The sequence below is a fragment of the Sphingomonas sp. jy18 genome, assembly GCF_056931895.1.
The window spans coordinates 1-2,492 of sequence record NZ_JBXPBT010000017.1 but is presented as its reverse complement, the minus strand read 5'-3'; the positions used below and the strand labels follow the sequence as shown (position 1 = coordinate 2,492).

The window sequence follows — 2,492 nt, the reverse complement described above, 5'->3', positions numbered from 1 at the left end:
TGTAGATTTCCGCTGAGAAGTGACCCGGTAGGGGCATAAATTTCCATTGAGAATTGACCCATGTTTGAACCCGCCCCTGGCTGACCAGTCAGGGGTATCGGGAGTGATCGACATGGATTTACTGAGTGTAATTCGCCGGTGGCGCCTTCGTGATAAGATTTCGCTTCGTGAGATCGAGCGGCGCACCGGTTTGTCGCGCAACACGATCCGCAAGTATCTGCGCGCGGATACTGTGGTGCCGCAGTTCAAGGTACCTGACCGGTCGAGCAAGCTAGACCCGTTTGCTGAGAAGCTGACGGGTTGGTTGCAAATCGAGGCTGGCAAATCGCGCAAGCAGAAGCGCACGGCGAAGCAGATGCACGCCGATTTAGTCGCATTGGGCTATGAGGGATCCTACAATCGGGTCGCTGCCTATGTGCGTGATTGGAAGGCTGGCCGTCTCTTGGCACAGCAGGCCAGCGGGCGCGGAACATACGTGCCTTTGGTTTTTCAGCCCGGTGAAGCATTCCAATTCGACTGGAGCGAAGATTGGGCCATTCTTGGCGGTGAGCGCGTCAAGCTACAGGCTGCCCACACCAAGCTATCGCATAGCAAGGCGTTCATCGTGCGGGCCTATCCGCTTCAGACGCATGAGATGCTGTTTGATGCGCTGACGCAGGCATTCCGCGTGCTGGGCGGTGTGCCGCAGCGCGGGATCTTCGATAACATGCGGACTGCGGTCGACAAGATCGGCAAGGGAAAGGCCCGACAGGTCAACGCGCGCTTTACGGCTATGGCTAGCCACTATTTGTTCGAGCCTGCGTTCTGCAATCCGGCCTCGGGGTGGGAGAAAGGGCAGGTCGAGAAAAATGTCCAGGATGCACGGCGGCGGCTGTGGCAGCAGTTGCCCGCCTTCCCGGATATCCATGCGCTCAATGCCTGGCTCGAAGAGCAATGCATCGCACAATGGGGCGAGATCCAGCACGGTAACTTGCCCGGCACCGTAGCCGATGTACATGCCGCTGAGGTTGGCGCTCTGATGCCACTGGGGCGGACCTTCGACGGCTTTGTCGAACACACCAAGCGGGTGTCACCGATCTGCCTGATCAGCTTTGAACGCAATCGGTATAGCGTCCCAGCATCCTTTGCCAACCGCCCGGTTAGCGTCAGGATCTATCCCGAGCGGATCGTGGTGGCGGCCGAAGGTCAGATCCTGTGCGAACATGCTCGGATTATCGACCGATCTCACCACACCAGAGGGCGGACAATCTATGACTGGCGGCACTATCTGGCAGTAGTCCAGCGCAAGCCGGGGGCACTGCGTAATGGCGCGCCTTTCTTGCAGCTCCCAGAGGCCTTCAAGCAGCTGCAAAGCCAGCTCCTGCGCCGTCCTGGTGGAGACAAGGAGATGGCGGAGATACTGGCATTGGTGCTGCAGCATGACGAGCAGGCAGTGCTTTGCGCTGTCGAACTGGCTCTGGAAGCAGGCGTCGCCACCAAGACCCACGTCCTCAACATCCTGCATCGCCTGATCGACGGTAAGGCTCCACCGGCAGCGCCGATTGACGCACCACAGGCGTTGCGCCTTGCGCAAGAGCCGTTGGCCAATGTCGGACGTTATGATGCCCTGCGTGAGGGAGGGCTGCGTCATGCGTCATGACCCCGCCAGTGCCGCCGTTGTTGTCATGCTCAAGGCGCTGAAGTTGTATGGCATGGCACAAGCAGTGGGGGACCTTATCGAGCAAGGCGCTCCAGCCTTCGGCGCTGCAGTGCCGATGCTCTCGCAGTTGCTCAAAGCAGAGATGGCTGAACGCGAGGTTCGCTCGATCGCCTATCAGATCAAGGCCGCCCGGTTCCCTGCTTACAAGGACCTGGCCGGGTTCGACTTCGCATCCAGCGAGGCCAACGAAGCTCTGGTTCGGCAACTGCATGGCGGCGAGTTTATCGACGGCGCTGACAACGTCGTCCTGATTGGCGGGCCCGGCACCGGCAAGTCGCACATCGCCACTGCTCTGGGGGTCCAAGCCGTCGAGCATCACCGCAAAAAGGTCCGCTTCTTCGCCACGGTCGATCTGGTCAACGCGCTCGAACAGGAAAAAGCGGCCAACAAGGCGGGGCAGATTGCCGAACGTCTGCTCAAGCTCGATCTCATCATTCTCGATGAATTGGGCTATCTGCCGTTCAGCCCATCAGGCGGCGCGTTGCTGTTCCATCTGCTCAGCAAATTGTACGAACGCACCAGCGTCGTGATCACCACCAACCTCAGCTTCAGCGAATGGGCCGAGGTATTCGGCGATGCCAAAATGACCACCGCCCTGCTGGACCGGCTAACCCATCATTGCCACATAATCGAAACTGGCAATGACAGCTTCCGGTTCAGGGCCAGCTCTGCCTCAACAAAACCACGAAAGGAAAAATCACCAGCTTGACCCAAAACCCGCTCTGCGGGACATACCATCACCCGGGTCAATTCTCGATGGAAATACCGGGTCACTTCTCAGTGGAAATCTACA

General features: G+C 58.9%; 2 protein-coding genes. Both read left to right on the top strand.

Features of this window, described 5'->3' with window-relative positions; genetic code table 11:
- Positions 1-112 precede the first annotated feature (112 nt).
- Positions 113-1,639 (top strand): IS21 family transposase, encoded by a 1,527-nt coding sequence (istA, locus tag AC0QC4_RS16620; protein ID WP_017183235.1) that lies wholly within the window; start codon positions 113-115, stop codon positions 1,637-1,639.
- A complete protein-coding gene (gene istB / locus AC0QC4_RS16615; RefSeq protein WP_483661205.1) occupies positions 1,629-2,408 on the top strand; it encodes an IS21-like element helper ATPase IstB in 780 nt (259 codons plus the stop codon). Before istA ends, istB begins: the two co-directional genes overlap by 11 nt.
- Positions 2,409-2,492 lie beyond the last annotated feature (84 nt).

Bases quoted from the DNA above. Each gene is read 5' to 3' on its own strand.
- istA (WP_017183235.1), top strand. From the start codon at position 113: ATGGATTTACTGAGTGTAATTCGCCGGTGGCGCCTTCGTGATAAGATT.
- istB (WP_483661205.1), top strand. From the start codon at position 1,629: ATGCGTCATGACCCCGCCAGTGCCGCCGTTGTTGTCATGCTCAAGGCG.